This window comes from Streptomyces coryli (genome assembly GCF_011044975.1).
In the GTDB taxonomy this organism is placed as follows: Bacteria; Actinomycetota; Actinomycetes; order Streptomycetales; family Streptomycetaceae; genus Streptomyces; species Streptomyces coryli.
Map to the genome: position 1 here is coordinate 1 of NZ_JAAKZV010000186.1, position 16,555 is coordinate 16,555.

A 16,555-nucleotide genomic window follows, 5' to 3' on the forward strand; every position below is an offset into this window, starting at 1 on the left:
ATCAAGGCCCCACTGCCCCGCGACACCGCCCCCCGCGACGGCGCCGCCGTCTACAACCCCCAGGCCCACCCGCAGCTCAGCGACGACGGCCGGCTGCTCCTCAGCTACGACGTCAACTGGCTCGACGCCTCGGCCTCCGCCGTCTCGGAGAACGTCAACCGGAACGTCGCCCTCTACCGCCCCGGCTTCCTGCGGCTGAAGCTGGGCGACTGAGCCGGCCGCCCGGGCGCCGCCCCCGATCCGGACCAAGTCCCGGCGCCCCGACCCTCCCGGCGCCGGTATGTTTAACGGCGTGGCCGTCATCCTCTTAGCGGTGGGTGCGGCGGGCTGTCTGGGGGCGGGATTCGTGTTCCAGCAGCGTGCCGCGCAGCGTGCGCCGCTCGCCGACTTCCTCTCCTTACGCCTGCTGCTCGACCTGATGCGGATGCCGCAGTGGCTGCTGGGCATCGCGCTGATGGTGACCGGCATGGTCCTCGGCGCCCTCGCGCTCACGCACGGTGAGATCTCCCTGGTCGAGCCGCTGACCGCGACCAATCTGCTGTTCGCGCTCGCCGTCTCCCGCCGGCTCGGCGGGCAGCGGCTCGGGTGGCACGGCTGGTCGGGGGCGGCGCTGCTGGCGCTGGGGGTGACGGCGTTCATCGTCGCCGGGCAGCCGTCCGGCGGCGGCCCGCACGCCGGGGCGCTGCGGCACTGGACGGTGGTCGGGGTCGTGGTCGGCCTTGCGGTGCTGCTCGTCGGAGTGGCCAAGCGCTCGCGGCCGACCGTCGAGGCGGCCGTGCTGGCGCTGGCGGCCGGGCTCCTTTACGGGCTGCAGGACGCCCTCACCCGCACCTCCGGGCAACTCGCCGCCGAACACGGCGTGGCCGTCCTCGCCGCGCACTGGCAGCCGTACGCCATCGCCGGTATCGGGATCACCGCGCTCGTCCTGGTGCAGAGCGCCTTCGAGATGGCGCCGCTGCGCAGCTCGCTGCCCGCGCTGACCGCGGCGCAGCCGCTCGCCGGGATCGCCTGCGGGGTCGGTTTCCTCGGCGACCGGGTGCGGATGGACGCGGGGGCGCTGGCCTGGGAGGCGGCGGGGCTGGCGGCGATCGTGGCGGGCGTCGTGCTGCTCGGCAGGCATCCGGCGCTGCCGTCCGCGTGCGCGGAGGAGCGCGTGCGGCGGGCGGCTGGGGTGGAGCGGGCCGGCGTCTGAGCCGGAGGGTCTCCTCAGCGGCATCCGCTCCTGCTAGTTTCCCTGCTCATGACACCGCACCGAACTCTCCTGCGACGGACCGCACTTGGCCTGCTCGCAGCGGCGCTCGCGACCGGCCCGATCAGCCCGGCTCAAGCCGCCGAACCGTCGGCGGCACTCCCCGGCTGGCAGCTGAAGGACACCGGCAGCGACGCCCGCCTGCGCGGGCTGTCCGCGGTGAGCCGCGACGTGGCGTGGGCGTCCGGCTCCGGCGGGACCGTGCTGCGTACGACCGATGGCGGCGGCAGCTGGAGCAGCGTGGGGCCGCCGGGGACGGGCGAGCTGGAGTTCCGCGACATCGAGGCCTTCGACGCCAAGCGCGCGGTGGCGCTGTCGATCGGCGAGGGCGGCGACTCGCGGGTGTACCGGACCGAGAACGGCGGGGCGTCGTGGAAGGAGACCTTCCGCAACGACCACCCCAAGGCCTTCTACGACTGCCTGGACTTCTTCGCCGGCGGCCGGCACGGGCTGGCGATGAGCGACCCGGTCGACGGCAAGTACCGCATCCTGGCCACCGACGACGGCGGCCGCTCCTGGCGGGTGCTGCCGACCGACGGCATGCCGCCGGCGCAGGAGGGCGAGGCGGGCTTCGCGGCGAGCGGGCAGTGCCTGGTCGCGTCCGGTGCCAGGGACGCCTGGTTCGCGACCGGCGGCGGCGCGGTCGGACGCGTCTTCCACACCGCCGACCGCGGCCGTACGTGGTCGGTGTCGGAGACCTCCATACCGGCCGGCGACCCCGCCCGCGGCGTCTTCGCGCTCGCCTTCCGCGACGCCGGGCACGGCCTCGCGGTCGGCGGCGACTACCGCCCGGACCAGGCGTCACCGCAGGCCGCGGCCCGTACCCGCGACGCGGGCGCGAACTGGACCGCCGCCGCCGAACCACCCCCCGCCTACCGCTCCGGCGTCGCCTGGCTCCCGCGCACTCGCACGATGGCCCTCGCGGTCGGCCCCACCGGCACGGACATCACCGTCGACGCGGGCCGCACCTGGCACGCCTTCGACGACGGCTCCTTCGACACGGTCGACTGCGCCCCGGACCGCGGCTGCTGGGCGGCGGGCGAGAAGGGCCGGGTGGCCCGGCTGGGGTGAGTGTCGGTGGCCCGTTCTAGGCTGATCACCATGTTCGTCCTGGAGCTCACCTACACCGCCCCCGTCGACAAGGTCGACGCCGCCCTCGCCGACCACGTCACCTGGCTCGACCAGCTCTACGAGGCCGGCGTCGTCCTCGCCTCCGGCCGCAAGCAGCCGCGCGACGGCGGCATCATCATCGCCGTCGCCGAGGACCGGGCGGCGGCGGAGGCCCTCACCGCCACCGATCCCTTTGTGACGGCGGGCGTGTGCGAGTACCGCATCACGGAGTTCCTGGCCACGAAGACGGCCCCGGCCCTGGCGGCCTACCGGCAGCAGCTTCCGGGCTGACGAGGGCCCCGCCCCCTCTCTCCTTATCGACCACCTGCTGTTCGCTGAATGCCGGCCGGAGGAGTTCGCCCGGCAGCAGCAGGAGTGGGAGGAGCGCGAGGCGGCATGGCCTCGGCGTACGCGGAGTTTGCGCGGCGCTGCGGCTGGCTCCGGCCGGACCGGGTGCTCGGGGCCCAGGACGTGACCGCGGAATTCGGTGCTCCCTCCGTGCTCTTCGGAGGGAGCAACCCCCTGTACGGAAAGACCCTCGGCTACCTCAGCGAGGATCCGGAACAGCCGATCGTCTTCTTCCATCTGTGGAACGGTGCTGCCGAGCCCGGCGGATGGCCGCCGGAACACGAGCAACCCCTGCTCCTCGCGGTCCGCTTCGGTGAAGGACCGTTCCGCCGGTCCTTCACCTTCACGCCGGAGGGAGAGCGCCGGAGGCCGGCCGCCGCTACGGCGACGCCTGCACCACCCGGAAGGTGATCCCGGCCGCGACCAGCCGCTCGATCAGGGCGTCGCCCATCGCCGCCGCCGTCGTCACCTGGCCGGATGTCTCGGGCAGCTTGTCGTATGCCAGGCACAGCGCCGACTCCGCGAGGATCTTCGCCGTCTCGCCGTAGCCGGGATCGCCGCCGGCGACCTCGGTGATGACCTTGCGGCCGCCGCCCTCGCCGACGAAGCGGACCTTGAACCAGCTGCGGGCGCGCTTCTCCGGGGACGGGCCGGTGCCAGGGGCCAGCTTGCCGGAGAGGAAGCGGCGGACCGGGGCCAGCTGCGCGGCCGCGGCGAAGGCGGCGCCGCCCGCGATGCCGCCGACGGCGATCGGCAGGTGCTTCACGGCGGCGGAGTGGCGGTAGCGGAAGTCGGGGCCGTAGCGCTCCAGCGCCGCGGCCGAGCGAGCCACGATCTGCGCGTCGATGAAGGGCAGCGGCACCGCCCAGGCGTGCACGTCGGCGGCGCGGCGCGGCGCGCCCAGCGGGGCGCGGACGCGGCGGCCGCCGGCCGGGCGGGGCTCGGCGTGCCTGCGGTCGCGGGCCGCTCGGGCCATGGCGGCGGGGCGGGACATCGCGCCCATCGCCGAGGCCAGGGTGCCGCCGGAGACCATGCCCCCGGCCCGTACGAAGCCGTCCACCGTCAGCGGCACCCGCTCGGGGAGCTGCTTCACTGTGAAGTACGCGCCGAGGTCGTGCGGCACCGAGTCGAAGCCCGCCGCGTGGATCAGCCGGGCGCCGGACTCGCGGGCGGCGGCGTCGTGCTCGACATACATCCGGTCGACGAACTCCGGCTCGCCGCACAGGTCGAGGTAGTCCGTGCCCTCGGCGGCGCAGGCGGCGACGAGCGGGGCGCCGTATTTGAGATACGGGCCGACCGTCGTGGCCAGCACCCGGGTGTCCGCGGCGAGGGTGCGCAGCGCGGCGGGGTCGGCGGCGTCCGCCTCGATCACCGGCAGGTCCGGCTGCCCGAGTTCGTCGCGGAGCTCGAGGAGCTTGGCGCGGTTGCGTCCCGCCACCGCCCAGCGGAAGTCCGCCGGGGCGTGGGCGGCGAGATACTCGGCGGTAAGGCGTCCCGCGAAACCGGTCGCGCCGAACAGGACAAGGTCGTATGAGCGGGCTGAGCTGGCCATTCCCGCAGCTTAGGGGGCGGGGCCCTTGACGTCGATGCCGTCCGTGGGAGAGATTCTGAATCGGACATGGGACGTCCAATGTCCGATCGTTTTCACAGGAGAGACCAATGTCGTTCCCCGCCCCCCTCACGGGCGTCGTGCCGCCCCTCTGCACCCCGCTGACCGCCGAGGGTGAGGTCGACACCGCGTCGATGCGCTCGCTCGTCGAGCACCTCGTCGGCGCCGGCGTGGACGGGCTGTTCCTGCTCGGCTCCAGCGGCGAGACCGCGTATCTGAGCGACGCGCAGCGCCGTACCGCCCTCGAGGCCGCGGTCGCGGCGGCGGACGGCCGGGTGCCGGTACTCGCCGGTGTGATCGACATGACGACCGCCCGGGTGATCGACCAGGCCCGGATGGCCAAGGAGGCGGGAGCGGACGCCCTCGTCGCCACCGCGCCCTTCTACACGCTGACCCACCCGGCCGAGATCGCGAACCACTTCCGCCGCATCCGCGCCGCCGTCGACCTGCCGCTCTTCGCGTACGACATCCCGGTCTCCGTCCACTCCAAGCTCTCCCGCGACACGGTCCTCGCGCTCGCCGAGGACGGCACCCTCGCCGGGCTGAAGGACTCCAGCGGCGACGACGCGTCGCTCCGCCGGCTCATGGTGCAGCTGCGCGAGCGCGGCCTGCTGGAGCGCTTCGCCGTGCTCACCGGCGCCGAGATGGTCGTCGACTGCGCGCTGCTGGCCGGCGCCCACGGCGTCGTGCCGGGCCTCGGCAATGTCGACCCGGCGGGGTACGTGGAGCTCTACCGGCTCTGCCGCGACGGCAAGTGGGCCGAGGCCGCGGCCGCGCAGGACCGGCTCGCCGCGCTCTTCTCGATCACCGACTTCGGCGACGCCGACGGCTCGATGAGCCGCAGCGCCTCCGCGCTCGGCGCCTTCAAGGCGGCGCTGCACCTGCGCGGCGTGATCGCCTGCCCGGCCACCGCCGCCCCGCAGCTGCCGCTGTCCGACGAGGCGGTGAAGGGCATCCGCGGCCTGCTCGAGAAGGCCGGCCTGCTGTGAGCGCGCAGGGGGCAGCTCAGAAGATCCGCTGGTACCGGCAGGTGAGCCGGCAGCAGTGGAAGGCGATGGCGGCGTCCTGGATCGGCTATGTCCTGGACGGCTTCGACTTCGTGCTGATCACGCTCGTACTGACCGAGATCTCGGACGAGTTCGGGCTCAGCACCGTGCAGGCCGCCAGCCTGGTGTCGGCGGCGTTCATCACCCGCTGGATAGGCGGTGCGCTGCTCGGCGCCATGGGCGACCGCTACGGACGCAGGATCGCGATGGTGACGTCCATCGTGCTCTTCTCGGTCGGCACCTTCGCGTCCGGGCTGGCCTGGAACTACCTGAGCCTCTTCGCCGCCCGGCTGCTGATCGGCGCGGGCATGGCGGGCGAGTACAGCGCCTCGGCCACGTACGTCCTGGAGTCCTGGCCCAAGCGGCTGCGCAACCGCGCTTCGGGCTTTCTGATCTCCGGCTTCGCCTTCGGCTCGGTGCTGGCCGCTGAGGTCTACAAGTGGGTGGTGCCGGCGCTCGGCTGGCGGTGGATGTTCTTCATCGGCATCCTGCCGATCGCGGCCGCGCTGTGGCTGCGGCGGGTGCTGCCGGAGGCCGAGGACTGGGCGGAGCAGGTCGGGGCCGACGCGTCGGGGGAGCAGCGGGAGCGGCCGAACCCGTTCCGGCCGCTGTTCGACCAGCGGCGCAAGGCGACGGTCAATACGGTGCTCGCGGCCGCCGCTTCGGTGGCGCTGTTCCTCATCTTCACGCCGTACGGCGAGGGCGCGGTCCTGCCGCTCGCGCTGCTCACGGCGGGGTGCCTGATCGCCTTTGCGGCGCAGCTCGGCGGCCGGAAGGCGTGGGTGCTGTATGTCGCGCTGATGGTGACGGTGTTCTGCGCGTTCCTGTACAGCTGGCCGATCCAGGCGCTGCTCCCGACGTATCTGAAGACCGAGCTCGGCTACAGCCCCGACCAGGTCACCGACGTCATGTACTACGCGGGCTTCGGGACGATGTTCGGCTGCTGCCTCGCCGGGTTCGTCGGCGACTGGCTCGGCACCCGGAAGGCGTACGCCTTCACCCTGCTGGCCTCGCTCGCCTTCATCTTCCCGGTGTTCGCGATGAAGGACAGCATGTTCGGCCTCGGCGTGCTGCTGTTCGCGATGCTGGCGCTCGGCCAGGGCATCTCCGGCATCCTGCCGAAGTACATCGCCGGGCACTTCCCGGTCGCCAAGCGGGCGGCCTCGCTGGGCTTCGTCTACAACGTGGGCGCGCTCGGCGGCGCGGTGGCGCCGGTGCTCGGCGCGCACCTGGCCGGCGGGATGTCGCTCGGCCGCTCGCTTGCGGTGCTGGCCTTCTCGCTGACCCTGGTGGTCATCCTGCTGGTCGGCTTCGACGTGCCGCGCCGGCTGAACCGGCTGATCGACCCGGACACCCCGGACGACCAGCTGATCGAGGAGTCCGCGCCGCGCGCGGCGGCTGTCAGTGGCCGCCAGTACGCTGCGACGCATGGCGAAGCGTAAGGAAAGCGCCGCTCTGGCCGTGCGGGCGAAGGTCCGTTCGTACGCCCTCGGACTGCCGGGGGCGTACGAGGAGTTCCCCTGGGGCGAGTCCGTCATCAAGGTCAACAAGAAGGTCTTCGTCTTCCTCGGCGTCGACGACGGCAGCTATCCGCCCGGGCTCACGGTGAAGCTCAAGGACCCGGAGGTCCATGAGCATGCGCTGAGTGCGCCGGACGCGGAGCCCGCGGGCTATGGGCTCGGCAAGGCGGGCTGGGTGAGCATCCCGCTGGCGCCCGAGGGCGCACCCGGGGCGGAGCTGCTGGGGGAGTGGGTCGAGGAGAGCTATCGGACCATCGCGCCGAAGAAGCTGATCGCGGAGCTGGACGAGGGGACCGCCTAGGCCGGCCGGAGGGTCACGCGAGCGACGGCCACCGGTCGGCGGCCCACTGCTGCCAGCCCGACCACCCGGGAGGCGGACTGCCGATCTCATGTCCCTCGAGTTCGGTGGCGTCGGGCTCCTCGAACTGCGTCCGCCAGTGCACGAGGTCCGCCTCGCTCATCGCGAAGGTCTGATCAGGGGTGGTCGACCGGCGATGGGCGATCCGGGCACGCTGGGTCTCGTGGTCCACCGGCACGTATACGAGCCGACAGGACGCGCCCGCGGCCGTCACCAGCCAGCGGATCGCGGACCTCTCGTCCCGGGACCAGCAGCCGAAATCCAGGACCACGTTGGTGCCCAGCCGCAGCGCCTCCAGCGCGAGCCGGAGCAGCCGCCCTTCCAGCACAGCGCGCTTCCCCTCCGGCTGCGGATCGCCGAACAGCGGGATCATCCACTCATCCGGCGTCAGCCGCAGCGCGTGGTGCTCCTCGGCCAGCTGCCGAGCGCGCGTGGTCTTTCCGGCCCCGGGCAGGCCGACCGTCAGGAACAACGTGGTCACAGCCCGATCTTGGCACGCTCGCCGGGCGCCGCCGCGAAGCCCGTCCGCCGCCTGCGCCGGGACGGGGGCGTCCAGGGCCTTAGCCAGTACGGGCAGCCAGTCGCGGCCGGTCGCCGGCAGACCGCACACGCAACCTCGGCGCCGAGCCGGGCCACGCCTACTTCCAAGACAGCGGCCACGACGATCAGCCACATCGACTACCTGGCTGTCGACTTCACCTAGTCGAAGTAGTGGAAGCGGAGGACGTGGAGTCCCGGCGCGACGCCGGCTGGCGCGCCGCCGCTCGTTTCACCTGCTGGGGTGGATCGCCGATAGCGTTCCTCGGCTCTAACCACAAGCCGCTTCGGTTCGGGGGATCCCGTTCGGGTGCTGGCGGACAACGCGTACTCCCCCTATGTCATCCGCCAGCACCCTGCGTCGTCGCAGCATCGGCTGCGTCATCCCGTAACTCCGTGCTCAGATCGTCACCGTCCCAACAGCCAGTCGCTTCCGAAAGGGCGGTCACGCCCACCAGAGGAAGGCCGTAGCTCCCCTTGACCAACGGCTCTTATTCGGCGGGAGTTTGTGTGAATCGCTGGTGGGTGGCGGGGTCTCGCTGACCTCTTGCCCGGCGGACGGCGCTCCGCGGCGTTCGAGCGTGGCCTCTCCGCGTACGTCGAACCATCGGCCGTCCACTCCTGACCCTGGCACCGAACGGGGCGACGCCCACCGGCAACACGGCCCTTGCGCAGCCCTCGAGGCTACGCTGCCCGCCACTCAAAGGGGTCTGCGCGGGGTCACATAAAGCGGGTCAGATCTGTCTTGGTGTAACGGCATCCGGTGGTGATCGCCTTCACGGTGCGGATCTTCTTCACACCCTCGTTGGCCTTCACGTATGCGTCGAACCCTTCCTCGCAATTCAGATACAGCAGCCCGGCGCCCTCAAGGGCCGGCTGTTGCTGGGGGACATCGGAGTCGAAGTCGATCATGAATCCTTTGCCGTACAGGAGGTATCCGACACTGTCGTGCTCGCGATGCAGTTGTTCACGCTCCGCGTTGTCGATCAAATGGATCTCAAGCGTTGCGACGCCGCCTTCGCTTTCGTAGGTGCAGTAGTTACTCTCCGTGGCTCCTGAAATCTGATGTTTGTCTTTGCTGAACCTGATGCACGGGCCGAGTGCCTCTTTGACGATGGCGGCCACTTCTGCGGTGGTGTCGGCTTCGACGAGCTTTAACGGGCGTTCACCCTTCTCGGAGTCGGAGCCGCCGACACCTCCGGTGGCCTGCCCGGCCTCACCGCCCCCGCCCGACTCGGTGTCACCTTCGCCGCCGCAGGCGGTCAGGGCGACAAGCATCAGGGCGGCCGTGACAGCGGCGCGTGCTGTACGTCGTCTCATGGGGAGTCCTTCTTCCAGAGGGTGAGTTCGAAGTGCAGGTCGGGGTGCCTTTCGCCGACATCGGTGGAACCGGTGAACTTCAGCCAGGCCACGTTGCCCTTGGACGTGATGGCGCAGAACGTATCGCCGCGTTTGAAGTCGGACGGACTCTTGTCGCCCGTTGCACGACGCTGCGCCCACTTGATGCACTCGGTGGGTACAGCGGGCGGGCTGTTGGGTCCGGTTCCGAAATTCCGTCCACCCAAAGACACTTCTCTGCTCTTGCAGTCGCCGTAGCCAATCTCGTTTCGGCTGCTGATGTCGTCGTGGACCTCCGGCACATCGAGATCCGCAGTCGACTGCTGGCATGCCCCACCCGGATAAGGAATGGTCAGCCGTTGACGGTCAATGGTCTTTACCAGATCGGCGAGATCCGGTTCGCCGGAGTCCTGCGGGTCGGGAGTGACCGATCCGCCGCCACCTTCTTTGTCGTCCTCTTCGCCGAAATCGAAGTCGGCGGAGGAGGGCAGGGGATGGTCCGGGTCGGTGTATCCCAGTTGAATCGCCCCGATGGGAAACTTGATCGGAACGAACTTGAATTCCGCTTTCGGGTCCGGAATCTTGTCAAGGATCTTCACGTCCGGAAGGTCCAGAGTGAGGCCCATCGTGTGTTCGATGACGCCTCCCACGTCGACTTTGTCGCGGGCCCGGGTGGTCTCGTATTTCACGCCCCGGGGGTACCACATCTCGTATTCGAGGCTGAGATCAGTCTTTTCGGTGCCGCCGCCGATCGACGCCTCGATGATGGTGGCCATGCCCATTCGCACCGCTCCGGAGACCTTCGCGTCCTGTGGTGAGGAGAACCACTTGTCGTCCACATGGATGGCCGGGTTCCCGGCCAGATTCAGTGGGCGACGTGTCTTGCCCCCGGGGAAGTTCCAGGAGGCGGCGGTGTCGATCCCGGCAGCAATGGTCACGCCGGTGGAGAGCTCCTTGCTGGCCTCGATCTCCACATCGCCCTTGAAGGTGAGCTTGCAGCCGGGAGCGAGCGGCCCGAGCCTGAGGATCTTCCCGGCGGCCTTGCATGCCTTGTTCAAGCCTTTGTCGACGCCGAAGGGGTCCTTCATCTCGAAGGTCTCACGGGAGCAGGTCAGGGCCGCCTTGGTGACAAACTGCGCGGTCATCTTCCCGTGGACATCGGCGGTGGCGCGGGCCGTCATCTTCTTCGGGGCCTTGACCTCCATGCTGATCGTGACGTCCTTGCCGAAGGGGTTCGGGATCGTTACTTTGCCGCCGAGCCGGTACCACTGGATGTCGACCTCGCTGGTGAACGCAGTCTCGAAGTCGTGGAAGCCGGCGCGCACCGCAGCGCTTCCTTTGCCGCAATCGCCCAGGCCGAGCGTGACCTCTTCTTCGGTCATCTCCGGCTTCGGCTCCTCAGACGCCTCCTGTTCCGGCTGTTCGGCGAGTGAAGCGCGGAAGATCCTCCGCTCTTCCGGTTTCGGTTTCGGATTGTTGATCTGGACGACCATCTTCGGCATCACCGAACTCATCGGAACATGTACCACATCGGCTACCACGCGCCCGCCGGCTTCTTCAGTGGTTGCTGTTACGGCGGCGGCGAAGGGGGTCGGCTGTGCCTCTGTCGCCGCCGACACCAGAATGTGCCCGGGCTTGAGCCGGTGGGTATAGGCGCTGGGGCCGAGCGTCACCGACTTCTCGCCGACCTGCTCGATAGGGGAGTCGGCGCCGGAGGGCGCCACGCGGGCCGCCTTGTGCACGCTGATCCGGTACTCTGCCTTCGATTTCGTGTTCGCCCCGCGCGCTGCCGTGACGACGATGCTGTCCGTGGCGCCCAGATAGCGGTATTCGCCGTGGACAACCGCCCCCACCGTGATCAGGTAGTTGCCCGGGGCGACGCTGCGCGTGTCGGATCCGGACAGCGAGTAGTCGTGCGCCTTGCCTGCCCCGTTCACCTTGATGTCGGCTTGAACTCCCTTGGGCAGACCAGACGCAGCAACAGTCAGCGTCGTCGCCCGCTCGTCGGCGCCGTCAAATCCGGTGACATACAGCAAGCCGGCGACGGCGGCTACGGCCGCCACAACCAGCGCGGCGATCCAGGGGCGATCCATCAGGTGAGCTTCTTGTACGAGATCTTGAGGGTGGGCATACGGTTACTCCCGTACGGCTCACCGATTTCATCGAAGCGCACGTAGTAGATCGGCGAGTTGCTCTCGTCGTCGTCGCTGCTGTCCAGGCAGTAGGCATCCCCGAGCAGCTCCGTGCCCAGGCTGTCTGTTTCGAAGTCGCTGGAGTCGCCGCTCTCGACAACCGCTTTGCATGCAAACGCCGCCGGTGGCTTGTCTGGGTTAGGCAGTTTCCCTGCCGCTTTGGCGTCCAGCCAAAGCCCATACTTCGGGGAGCACTTGCTGTAGCGGACATTGATGCCGTCCGGCGGGTCCTCCCCTCTCTTGACAGTGATCACTTTGCCGGAGTCCAGGAGCGCCACGTGCTTGGGGTCCGGGGCATCAGGGCGCCCCTTGCAGGTCGGAGGGGGCAGCGTAAGGGTCTTCAGACCGTCGCTGTCCTTGCCCATGCTGGACTCGTAGGCGCCTTCGGGTACACCGGACGCAGCCTCATCCGAGGAGCCGCAGCCGACGATGCTGCCGATCCCGAGCGCCACAGCCGCCAGAACGCCAATGGTGGTGGGGTAACGCATATGGCCCTTCCTTGCCGGTGGCTGGCCGTCGACCGCTCCGGCGCGTGGGACAGGCCGGCAGACGCCGCAGGACAGACAGGACGACCCCGTCACGGTCTCCTCAGTCAATGGACGTCCCGGACCGGTAAGGGGCGGTCACGGAGCATAGAGAAGTGCCCAGCCAGTGAAGTGACCCGAATTTCGCTGTGACCGAAAATGCCAGGCCACGGTGGCTACCGAGAGGGCAATTCGAGACGCAGAACGATCTGGCCCTCCACCGTCAGCGTGTGCTCCTTGTGTCCGTCGCCCCACACGCTGTCCACCAGGCCGGCATCGCGCAGGACCTTGACGTGGCCGCTGGCCGCGGACTCGGAGATGCCGATCCGGGCGGCCAGACGGCCGGTGGTCGCTGGGCAGCGCAGCGCGTCGAGAACCTTCGCCCGATTGCCGCCGAGAAGGTGCTTGAGTGCCTCAATGTGCGCGCCGGCCGTGGCTTCGGTCAGCATCCGGTGGGCGAGAGGAAAGACGACGACCGGTGGCAGGTGCTTGTCGACGATGGCGACCGGTGCCCCGTGGCAGAAGTAGGACGGGACGAAGCGGACTCCGCGACCCTGGAGATGGATATCGCGAGTCATCGGATAAGGGGCGGACAGGACGGGGGGAGTCCAGGTGAAGGTGCTCAGGGAAGTCAGCAGGCTGTCGACGCCACCGTCGAGAGAATCCAGACGTAGCAGACGGTCGCGGCTGACGGTTGCGTCGATCATGGACCAGTCAGGCGTGATCACCTGCTCGTGGACGAGTCGGATCGCGTCCGCCACCTCATCCACCTGCTTCTGGTCACCGGCGGCAAGACGACGTGTCCAGGCAGGCAGGGTGCGGGTCCGCGAGGCGTACTGCAGCTCGTGGATGAGCCGCTTACGCGGCGTGGAGCGCAACATGTCGATCCCCGCCTCCAGGCCGTCCACGGCCTCGACAGGCGTGAGGAAGTCGGGGAAGTAGGAGGCGTCCGGCGGAGCGAGGTCGGCCAGCAGCCGCAGCGCCCTCTTTATGGGTCGTCCGGTGAGGTTCCGGCGGGCCCGGCCGCGCCAAGCCCGAAGATGTAGCGGTACCTCGCTCGCCGGGATCTCCAACACATGCGGGGCCAGAATCGCTTCCCACATCGGATCGGGAGTGTTGGCCAACTGCACATGCCGGAAATCGGCGTCGGTGAAGTGAATGCGCAAGGTCTCACTCATCGGTCACATTATTCACATGGCGGTTTCTCGGCGTCGTGGGGATGTGGTGGTCGGTGGGGTGCGGTTCCCTGAGCGTCGCCCGGCTGCCCATTGCTCGGGGTCGGCTCCCCAGGCGCCGGCGTCATCGCGCGCAGCGCAGCGTCGATTGCCTCGACCTGATGCGGCCGCAACGTACTCGACTCCGTCGCGGACGGTCTCTTGGCGGGCCCGTCGCCCGGGCAGCCGCGACCAGGTTGCGGGTGCCCTCGCGGCGGAGCCGGCCGTTGGCGGCGCCTTCGGCGGCGGGGATGAGCTGCCGGCCGATGGCGCCGGACGCGCCGGCGAGGAAGATCCGCATGGCAGCGAGGCTAGTTCGCGGTCGGCCCAGGGGGTTGGGCCACTCCACCTGCGCCTTTCTGGGCCACTTGGCGGCGCGCTGCGAAGTCGTCCCGGAAACGGCAAAACTATTGGCCCGCCGCGTCCCCGGGCACGCAGTCTGTGTCCCGGAGGTGATCGCCGTGAGCGATGCACAGAGGAACGGGCGGGAGATCCCGCAGGATTCGTACGACGCCGTGGTCATCGGCGGCGGGGCCGCAGGTCTCAGCGCCGCCCTCGTGCTGGGCCGGGTCTGCCGCAAGGTGGCGGTGGTCGACGCCGGGGAGCCGCGCAACGCCCCCGTCGCCCACATGCAGGGCTTTCTCTCCCGGGACGGCATGCCGCCCGCGGCGCTGCTCGAAGTGGGGCGGGCGGAAGTGGCCCAGTACGGCGTGGACTTCATCGCCGGGAAGGTCGAGCAGGTCGACCGGGGGGAGGCCGCCGGCTTCGCGGTGCACCTGGCCGGCGGGCCCGTGCTGCACGCCCGGCACGTGGTCCTGGCGAGCGGGCTGCGGGACGAGCTCCCGGACATCCCCGGCCTGCGGGAGCGCTGGAGCCGGGACGTGCTGCACTGCCCGTACTGCCACGGCTACGAGGTCCGGGGCCGGGCCTTCGCCGTGCTCGGCACCCACCCGGTCTCCGTCAACCAGGCGCTGCTGGTGCGGCAGTTGTCCGACGATGTCGTCTACGTCCCGGGCGACCGGCCGCTGACCGACGACGAGCGCGAGCGGCTGACCGCCCGCGGGGTGCGCATCGCCGCGGAAGGCTCGATCAAGCGGGTGGTGAGCGCGGACGACCAGGTGCGTGGCGTGGAGCTGGAGGACGGCGCCGTGGTGCCGTGCGAGGTCGTCTTCGTCTTCCCTCAGATGGTGCCGAACGACGGCGTCCTGGACGGCCTCGGCTGCGACCGCAACCCGGCCGGCTTCCTGACCACCGACGACGCGGGCCGCACCAGCGTCCCGGGTATCTGGGCCGTCGGCAACGCCGACGACCCGCGGGCGCTGGTCATCTCCGCCGCTGGCAAGGGCGCCGCGGCGGCCTTCGCCCTCAACCACGACCTGGTCGACGCCGAGGTGGCGCAGGCGGTCGCCGAGCGGCGCGGGTCGTAGGCGCTACGCGGCGGCCCGCTCGCGGAGCCACTCCAGAGCGGCCGCCGCCGAGTCGAGTACGGAGATGTGGCCCGCCCCGGGCACGAGGCGCAATTCGGCCGAGGGGATGTGCTCCGCCAGCCACTCGGCATGCGCGGGCGGGTCCATGCGGTCCTGGTCGCCGTGCAGCAGGAGCAGCGGCGCGGCGATGCCGGCGAGGCCGAAGCCGGGCGGGCCGACGTAGGCGAGGTGGTCGTCGACCAGCGGCGCGGGACCGCACGCGATGGCGGGCCCCACCACCTCGCCGAACCACGACCAGGTGCCGCCCAGCGCCTCATGGTCGGCGGGCGTGAACGTCTCCGGATCGAACTCCCCCCGCGCCGCGTGCTTCTCCGCCGCCGCCCGCCCGTCGAGCGCCGCCCGCAGCCCGGCCGCCGCGGCGGGGTGCATGCCGGCGAACCAGTCGAGGCCCGGCGACCCGTACGGGCGAGCCCGGCGATGTCCACCGCGGCCGACACCCGGCCGGCCAGCAGTGCCGCGCAGGCGAGCACGTGCGGCCCGCCGCCCGAATGCCCCATGAGCGCGAACCGCCCGATCCCCAGCGCGTCCGCGACCGCCGCGGTGTCGGCGGCCGCCGAGGCCAGGTCCCGGCCCGGTACGGGCGTCGAGGTGCCGTACCCCGGCCGGTCGTACGACACCCAGCGGATGCCGAGTCTCTCGGCGGTGGGGAAGAGCGGCTTGGGCGGGGCGCCGAGGTTCGGTGTGCCGTGGTGCCACACCACCGGCAGGCCGTCGTCCGGGCCGGTGTCGTAGACGTGCAGCGTGCGCCCGTCCGGCAGCTCGAGGTCCGACTCGGTCACGGTGGTGGTCATGCCGCCGGAACCTATCGGCGGTGGTGACCGGCGACAACTACGCCACGGGCTCGCGCTCTTCCTGCAGCGCTTCGCGCATGTAGCGGTGGCGGTCGAGGTTGCGGTGCCGCTGCCATGCCAGCACGACGAACAGGGCGGTCATGACCGCGATGCCGAGCGCCTCTGCCGTTTGGCCGGTGGCGGCCCCGAGCACCATCAGGAGCACCCCGACGATCCCCACGAGCCACAGCAGATACGGCAGCCACCGGCCCGCCAGCTCCATGTCCCTGAGCTGCAGGCCGACCAGGCGCCGCATCGCGTCGCGCTCATCCGGGCTCTGTGGCACCTCGCGGTGCCGGATCTTGTGATTGAGGTCGGCGTAGCCGCGCGCGTCCGTGCCCGCGACCCGGCATGCCCTGCGGCGCTGGATGGCCAGGATGCCGATGGCGACGCAGGTGTAGAACGCCGCCGTGATCAGCGTCCCGACGAGCTTCGCCTCAGGATTCAGCAGGGCGAGGCCACCCACGCCCAGCAGGATGATCAGGACCGCCTGGGCGGTCAGACTGCGGTCGAGCCAGCGCTTGACGGTGCGCATGGCACGGTCCTCCTCGGTGACAGTGAGCAGCCGGATACTGCTCCGGCCGCCCGAGTACCCCCGAGAACGTCAGCGAGCCCCTTGTGCGAAGTGAAACGTGTTCTTACCATCACTGGTGTTACACAGTTGGTGTCACACTCAAGATGGGGGCTCGATGGAGAGCACGGTGAACGGCGGTCCGTTGCACGGCATTCGCGTCGTCGAGCTCGCGGGCATCGGCCCCGGCCCGTTCGCCGGGATGCTGCTCGCCGACCTCGGGGCGGATGTCGTACGGGTCGACCGGCCGGGCGGTGCCGGGCTGGCCATCAATCCGGACTACGACATCACCAACCGCAACAAGCGGTCGGCGATCGTCGACCTCAAGGACCCGGCAGGCGCGGCCGCCGTGCTCGACCTCGTCGAGCGCGCCGACATCCTCATCGAGGGCTACCGGCCGGGTGTCGCCGAGCGCCTCGGCGTCGGCCCCGACGACTGCCTCGCCCGCAACCCCCGCCTCGTCTACGGCCGGATGACCGGCTGGGGCCAGGAGGGGCCGCTCGCTCAGACCGCCGGGCACGACATCGGCTACATCGCCATCACCGGCGCCCTCGGCATGATCGGCCCGGCCGAGGGCCCGCCGTCGGTCCCCGCCAACATCGTCGGCGACTACGCGGGCGGC

At 70.4% G+C, this 16,555-nt stretch carries 17 protein-coding genes and 2 pseudogenes; 10 read left to right on the forward strand and 9 right to left on the reverse strand.

Features of this window, described 5'->3' with window-relative positions; genetic code table 11:
* The 5 genes and pseudogenes from G5C51_RS30230 to G5C51_RS30250 form a co-directional block, all read left to right on the forward strand.
* Nucleotides 1-213 (forward strand): annotated as a pseudogene (locus G5C51_RS30230) (hypothetical protein); the annotation flags it as partial.
* A gap of 79 nt (nucleotides 214-292) precedes the next feature.
* Nucleotides 293-1,192 (forward strand): DMT family transporter, encoded by a 900-nt coding sequence (locus G5C51_RS30235; protein ID WP_338118357.1) that lies wholly within the window; start codon nucleotides 293-295, stop codon nucleotides 1,190-1,192.
* Nucleotides 1,193-1,240: 48 nt separating this feature from the next.
* Nucleotides 1,241-2,320 carry a WD40/YVTN/BNR-like repeat-containing protein gene (locus G5C51_RS30240; protein WP_165241862.1) on the forward strand — a complete coding sequence of 360 codons (1,080 nt, stop codon included), beginning with the start codon at nucleotides 1,241-1,243 and terminating at the stop codon, nucleotides 2,318-2,320.
* Nucleotides 2,321-2,350: 30 nt separating this feature from the next.
* The gene (locus G5C51_RS30245; protein ID WP_165241864.1) at nucleotides 2,351-2,650 is read left to right on the forward strand and encodes a YciI family protein; all 300 of its coding nucleotides are present in this window, start codon (nucleotides 2,351-2,353) and stop codon (nucleotides 2,648-2,650) included.
* A gap of 105 nt (nucleotides 2,651-2,755) precedes the next feature.
* Nucleotides 2,756-3,118, forward strand: a complete 363-nt coding sequence (locus G5C51_RS30250) for a hypothetical protein (protein ID WP_240930035.1) — start codon at nucleotides 2,756-2,758, stop codon at nucleotides 3,116-3,118.
* Here G5C51_RS30250 and G5C51_RS30255 read toward each other — a convergent pair.
* A complete protein-coding gene (locus G5C51_RS30255; RefSeq protein WP_165241866.1) occupies nucleotides 3,087-4,259 on the reverse strand; it encodes a saccharopine dehydrogenase family protein in 1,173 nt (390 codons plus the stop codon). The two genes, G5C51_RS30250 and G5C51_RS30255, sit on opposite strands and share 32 nt — an antisense overlap.
* A gap of 107 nt (nucleotides 4,260-4,366) precedes the next feature.
* Between G5C51_RS30255 and G5C51_RS30260 the strand changes: the two genes are divergently transcribed.
* The 3 genes from G5C51_RS30260 (at nucleotide 4,367) to G5C51_RS30270 (ending at nucleotide 7,183) form a co-directional block, all read left to right on the forward strand.
* On the forward strand, nucleotides 4,367-5,305 hold the full coding sequence (locus tag G5C51_RS30260; protein ID WP_165241868.1) for a dihydrodipicolinate synthase family protein: 939 nt from the start codon (nucleotides 4,367-4,369) through the stop codon (nucleotides 5,303-5,305).
* A 65-nt stretch (nucleotides 5,306-5,370) separates the two neighbouring features.
* The gene (locus tag G5C51_RS30265) at nucleotides 5,371-6,804 is read left to right on the forward strand and encodes a sialate:H+ symport family MFS transporter (protein WP_240930040.1); all 1,434 of its coding nucleotides are present in this window, start codon (nucleotides 5,371-5,373) and stop codon (nucleotides 6,802-6,804) included.
* Nucleotides 6,791-7,183, forward strand: coding sequence for an MmcQ/YjbR family DNA-binding protein (locus G5C51_RS30270; protein WP_165241872.1), 393 nt, complete (start codon nucleotides 6,791-6,793; stop codon nucleotides 7,181-7,183). The genes G5C51_RS30265 and G5C51_RS30270 overlap by 14 nt, the downstream gene beginning before the upstream one ends.
* A 13-nt stretch (nucleotides 7,184-7,196) precedes the next feature.
* Here the strand turns inward: G5C51_RS30270 and G5C51_RS30275 are convergent, their stop codons facing one another.
* The 5 genes from G5C51_RS30275 to G5C51_RS30295 form a co-directional block, all read right to left on the reverse strand.
* On the reverse strand, nucleotides 7,197-7,721 hold the full coding sequence (locus G5C51_RS30275) for an AAA family ATPase (RefSeq protein ID WP_165241874.1): 525 nt from the start codon (nucleotides 7,719-7,721) through the stop codon (nucleotides 7,197-7,199).
* A gap of 776 nt (nucleotides 7,722-8,497) precedes the next feature.
* Nucleotides 8,498-9,097, reverse strand: coding sequence for a hypothetical protein (locus tag G5C51_RS30280; RefSeq protein ID WP_165241876.1), 600 nt, complete (start codon nucleotides 9,095-9,097; stop codon nucleotides 8,498-8,500).
* A complete protein-coding gene (locus G5C51_RS30285) occupies nucleotides 9,094-11,208 on the reverse strand; it encodes a hypothetical protein (RefSeq protein WP_165241878.1) in 2,115 nt (704 codons plus the stop codon). The genes G5C51_RS30280 and G5C51_RS30285 overlap by 4 nt, the downstream gene beginning before the upstream one ends.
* Nucleotides 11,208-11,795, reverse strand: a complete 588-nt coding sequence (locus G5C51_RS30290) for a hypothetical protein (protein WP_165241880.1) — start codon at nucleotides 11,793-11,795, stop codon at nucleotides 11,208-11,210. The genes G5C51_RS30285 and G5C51_RS30290 overlap by 1 nt, the downstream gene beginning before the upstream one ends.
* 212 nt (nucleotides 11,796-12,007) lie before the next feature.
* Entirely contained in the window at nucleotides 12,008-13,009 is a 1,002-nt protein-coding gene (locus G5C51_RS30295) for a winged helix-turn-helix domain-containing protein (protein ID WP_165241882.1), read from the reverse strand.
* A gap of 497 nt (nucleotides 13,010-13,506) precedes the next feature.
* On the opposite strand from G5C51_RS30295, the gene G5C51_RS30300 reads away from it, so the two are divergent.
* Nucleotides 13,507-14,472, forward strand: a complete 966-nt coding sequence (locus G5C51_RS30300; protein WP_338118358.1) for an NAD(P)/FAD-dependent oxidoreductase — start codon at nucleotides 13,507-13,509, stop codon at nucleotides 14,470-14,472.
* Nucleotides 14,473-14,475: 3 nt separating this feature from the next.
* On the opposite strand, the gene G5C51_RS44405 is transcribed toward G5C51_RS30300, so the two are convergent.
* From G5C51_RS44405 to G5C51_RS30310, 3 genes and pseudogenes are all read right to left on the reverse strand, one after another.
* Nucleotides 14,476-14,901 (reverse strand): alpha/beta fold hydrolase, encoded by a 426-nt coding sequence (locus G5C51_RS44405; RefSeq protein WP_476715143.1) that lies wholly within the window; start codon nucleotides 14,899-14,901, stop codon nucleotides 14,476-14,478.
* 110 nt (nucleotides 14,902-15,011) lie between these two features.
* A pseudogene (locus tag G5C51_RS44410) lies at nucleotides 15,012-15,323 on the reverse strand (alpha/beta fold hydrolase); the annotation flags it as partial.
* Nucleotides 15,324-15,360: 37 nt separating this feature from the next.
* Nucleotides 15,361-15,897, reverse strand: coding sequence for a hypothetical protein (locus tag G5C51_RS30310; RefSeq protein ID WP_165241886.1), 537 nt, complete (start codon nucleotides 15,895-15,897; stop codon nucleotides 15,361-15,363).
* A 154-nt stretch (nucleotides 15,898-16,051) separates the two neighbouring features.
* On the opposite strand from G5C51_RS30310, the gene G5C51_RS30315 reads away from it, so the two are divergent.
* Nucleotides 16,052-16,555: CoA transferase (locus G5C51_RS30315; RefSeq protein WP_165241888.1), on the forward strand; the 504-nt coding region annotated here is incomplete at its 3' end.

What these genes read in the sequence shown, in the direction of transcription:
- G5C51_RS30280 (WP_165241876.1), bottom strand. Translation starts at nt 9,097, where the DNA reads ATGAGACGACGTACAGCACGCGCCGCTGTCACGGCCGCCCTGATGCTT.
- G5C51_RS44405 (WP_476715143.1), bottom strand. Translation starts at nt 14,901, where the DNA reads ATGCACCCCGCCGCGGCGGCCGGGCTGCGGGCGGCGCTCGACGGGCGG.
- G5C51_RS30265 (WP_240930040.1), top strand. Translation starts at nt 5,371, where the DNA reads ATGGCGGCGTCCTGGATCGGCTATGTCCTGGACGGCTTCGACTTCGTG.
- G5C51_RS30260 (WP_165241868.1), top strand. Translation starts at nt 4,367, where the DNA reads ATGTCGTTCCCCGCCCCCCTCACGGGCGTCGTGCCGCCCCTCTGCACC.
- G5C51_RS30250 (WP_240930035.1), top strand. Translation starts at nt 2,756, where the DNA reads ATGGCCTCGGCGTACGCGGAGTTTGCGCGGCGCTGCGGCTGGCTCCGG.
- G5C51_RS30290 (WP_165241880.1), bottom strand. Translation starts at nt 11,795, where the DNA reads ATGCGTTACCCCACCACCATTGGCGTTCTGGCGGCTGTGGCGCTCGGG.
- G5C51_RS30285 (WP_165241878.1), bottom strand. Translation starts at nt 11,208, where the DNA reads ATGGATCGCCCCTGGATCGCCGCGCTGGTTGTGGCGGCCGTAGCCGCC.
- G5C51_RS30295 (WP_165241882.1), bottom strand. Translation starts at nt 13,009, where the DNA reads ATGAGTGAGACCTTGCGCATTCACTTCACCGACGCCGATTTCCGGCAT.
- G5C51_RS30245 (WP_165241864.1), top strand. Translation starts at nt 2,351, where the DNA reads ATGTTCGTCCTGGAGCTCACCTACACCGCCCCCGTCGACAAGGTCGAC.
- G5C51_RS30270 (WP_165241872.1), top strand. Translation starts at nt 6,791, where the DNA reads ATGGCGAAGCGTAAGGAAAGCGCCGCTCTGGCCGTGCGGGCGAAGGTC.
- G5C51_RS30310 (WP_165241886.1), bottom strand. Translation starts at nt 15,897, where the DNA reads ATGCGCACCGTCAAGCGCTGGCTCGACCGCAGTCTGACCGCCCAGGCG.
- G5C51_RS30240 (WP_165241862.1), top strand. Translation starts at nt 1,241, where the DNA reads ATGACACCGCACCGAACTCTCCTGCGACGGACCGCACTTGGCCTGCTC.
- G5C51_RS30255 (WP_165241866.1), bottom strand. Translation starts at nt 4,259, where the DNA reads ATGGCCAGCTCAGCCCGCTCATACGACCTTGTCCTGTTCGGCGCGACC.